3 protein-coding genes are annotated in these 2,962 nt (G+C 38.8%); 1 reads left to right on the top strand and 2 read right to left on the bottom strand.

Going from position 1 to position 2,962, the window contains the following annotated elements:
- The first annotated feature begins 390 nt into the window (after nucleotides 1–390).
- Nucleotides 391–1,683 carry an IS4 family transposase gene (locus VJ937_RS11925; RefSeq protein WP_324067394.1) on the top strand — a complete coding sequence of 431 codons (1,293 nt, stop codon included), beginning with the start codon at nucleotides 391–393 and terminating at the stop codon, nucleotides 1,681–1,683.
- Nucleotides 1,684–2,073: 390 nt separating this feature from the next.
- Here the strand turns inward: VJ937_RS11925 and VJ937_RS11930 are convergent, their stop codons facing one another.
- Nucleotides 2,074–2,223: a hypothetical protein gene (locus VJ937_RS11930; protein ID WP_324067396.1), complete on the bottom strand. Its 150-nt coding sequence runs from the start codon at nucleotides 2,221–2,223 to the stop codon at nucleotides 2,074–2,076.
- A gap of 489 nt (nucleotides 2,224–2,712) precedes the next feature.
- Nucleotides 2,713–2,962 (bottom strand): hypothetical protein (locus VJ937_RS11935; protein WP_324067398.1); only part of this gene is annotated, 250 nt, incomplete at its 5' end.

Genomic DNA, 2,962 nt, shown 5'->3' on the forward strand with positions numbered 1-2,962 from the left:
CAGAACCCATTTCTGCTACCGGTCTGTCACCGCTCCGCGGTTAAATTAAGTAGATTAAGCATGAATCCCTTACACAACACTTCTCTATTGGGACACCTCCAACCCGTCACTCACGGAACTCAAAACGCTGGGTAACCAACACATAACACAACACTCAAAACACACTGAACCCAAAACACTACTCCCCCCAGCCGCACCACCCCCCAATGAAAAATAAACCTCACAGAGGTCGCCATGTAGAAACAGTTTTTCACAGGGTAAACCTAACCCCCTGAAGGGCATTGCTGTAAACTTAAGCTATAAGTTGCTGAAAAAGGCAGGTGATAAAACGTCAAATCACCTGCCTAAGGTATAAGGGTAATAAATAAATTAGAAGATGAAGTTAATAAAATGTTCGATAACGAGAACATTTTGAACATGTCAAAATCCAATGGATTTATCAAGCGTATTCGCAAAATCAGACCAATACCATTGGTTGAGGCTGTATTATTTAGCAACGACGATCCATCCAAAGTTAGCCTTAATGACATAGCCATGTATTTGGATTTTAAGTTTGGTATTAAACTTACCAGGCAAGCGGTTAAAAAGAGGTTCAACAAAAATGCAACGAATTTTTTGAAGCAAGTATTGGAGGGCCTTCTTCATTCAAATCTTGTAGATAAGGTTCCAGTTTTTTCACATTCGTGCTTTGAGCGAATAACAATTAAAGACTCAACCTGCAATCAGTTGCCTGACCATTTTAAAAGTGTATATCCAGGTAGTGGAGGCGCAGGATCGAAATCAGCAGTTCGCATACAGTTTGAATATGATTTGAAAAATCTAAAAGTTCTAGAGTTAGGCGTTAGTCCTTTTAATCATCAAGACCTTCATAATGCGAAAGAAACAATGGCCGATATTCGCAAGAACGATCTTGTATTAAGAGATTTAGGGTACGTTTCTTTAGGAGTATTAAAATTAATTGATAACTCAGAAGCTTGGTACATCTCAAGGCTCAATCCAAGTATTAGCAAAATTAATGATGCTGACACCGGAGATCTTTTAAACTTTGCAAAAATAGAGCGGTATATGCGCAAAAATAATTTGTCTGTGTTGGAAAAAGAAGTTCTCTTGGGAACAGAAAAATACAGAACACGTCTTGTTATCGAACTGCTACCAGACGAAGTGAAAGCCGAGAGAATTAGAAAAGCAGAAAAATATGCCAAAAAGAAGAGCACGAAAATATCAAAGCAACGAAAAGCTAAGTTTGGGTTGAACCTTTTATTAACAAACTGTTCTTCCAAGATGATTGCAGCAAGTGAAGTTAGACGCATCTATGGTATTCGTTGGCAAATTGAAATGACATTCAAAGCTTGGAAACAGAATATTCAGTTTCATAAAATAAAAAAAATGGGAGTTGATCGATACGAGTTCCTGCTTTATTCTAAGCTGATAATGATTATCTTACAATGGAAGTTCTACCAAACTCTGGATGTCATCACTTACGCTAAAAGTAAGAAGAGAGTTAGTCTATTAAAAATATACAAGGCCTTTGCCCTAATAAAAGAAAAGTTCATGTTCATTTTGAGAGGAAATAGACAATGCGCAAAAGAGGCCCTAAGCTGGTTAATGGATGCTTGTAATTCACATTTATTACATGATGATCGAAAAGGAAGAATTAATTGGAGAAGCACACAAATAATCTAAATAAAGTTTTCATACAATGCAGATTTTTAGTATATTAGAGGCATGTAAAACGTCAGGCCAACAATCTGTTGGCCAAAAAAAATTAGGTATGAGGACGTTCTCAACAGCTGGAGGCGGAAGCCTCTTTGTGCTTTCTTGCAACCTATTTACTATCAGATCATTACATCTTTAAGTTTACGGCAATGCCCCTTGGGGGAGGCCAAACAAAAGCCCCGGCAGGACTTTTCCTGCCGGGGCTTCTCTTTAGGCAACTTCACTTCCTTCAAAAACCCAAAGATAGAAAGCGTTTATACCGATTATTTAATGAACTTACCAAAAACTTCACTTCTTTACACTATTCATTAATTTATCGGCATACTACCAAACATTCAATTTAAAATGTAAATGGCATCATTTGCAGTTACACTCACCGCCGCAGCCACACTCATGCGAATCGTCGGTTTTGCAGCCGCAGTTTCCACCACATGAACACTGATGTTCTGCTGCTCCGCCGGCATACACATATCCCTGCGCGATGTTTTGATCGTTTTGTTGTCCCATATTCTTAATTTTATCCCTTAAGATTTGATTACATTACAAAGTAAAGCACAATAAATTAAAAAATCAAGACAAATTTGTCCGAAATAAGGTTTTTTGTTTTGTTTGTTTGAGTAAGTGTTTAAATATGAGTATTTAATATTCTTTCGTTTCACCGATAAAAATACTCAATACCTCTTCTTTATAAAATATCCCGATGCCGACAAAAAAGGTTTTATGTTCGAGAGTTCTTTTGTTTTGCGAGTGGTAGCGAAGCAAAATATTAGAACGAACAATCCCGAGCCAGATCGGGAGAGCCTTTAACCTCCGCCACCCTTTCAGTCCGGAAAGTTCTTTGAAACTGGGCCAAGGCACCACCGATAATCTTATGGATTATGGCCGGCCTCAGGGCACGGGACTGTGGAAACCTCAATGGGACTTGATTCATAACCCGATAAATCGGTGTTCCCCATCGTCTGTCAGCAAAAGCACGCCAAACCGTTTAATGCTGCGCTATTCCAGATATTCTTTATACATTCTCCTGTAAAAATCAATATCTACCCCTCCTTCCCGCATCAGGTTTTCATCTTTTAATATTTCCTTTTTTTTGCCACAGCCAATGATTTCACCTCCGGCCAAAACAGCAATACGGTCGCAGCATGAAATCAACGGAAGCAGCGCTTGCGATACAATGATCAGCGTTGTATCAAGTTTTTCTATGATGCTCAGGAGTTGAACCACCATTGCAGAATCCAGACTGGAG

It is taken from the genome of Salinivirga sp., from assembly GCF_035268865.1.
Taxonomy (GTDB): Bacteria; Bacteroidota; Bacteroidia; order Bacteroidales; family Salinivirgaceae; genus Salinivirga.

Bases quoted from the DNA above. Each gene is read 5' to 3' on its own strand.
- VJ937_RS11925 (WP_324067394.1), top strand. From the start codon at position 391: ATGTTCGATAACGAGAACATTTTGAACATGTCAAAATCCAATGGATTT.
- VJ937_RS11930 (WP_324067396.1), bottom strand. From the start codon at position 2,223: ATGGGACAACAAAACGATCAAAACATCGCGCAGGGATATGTGTATGCC.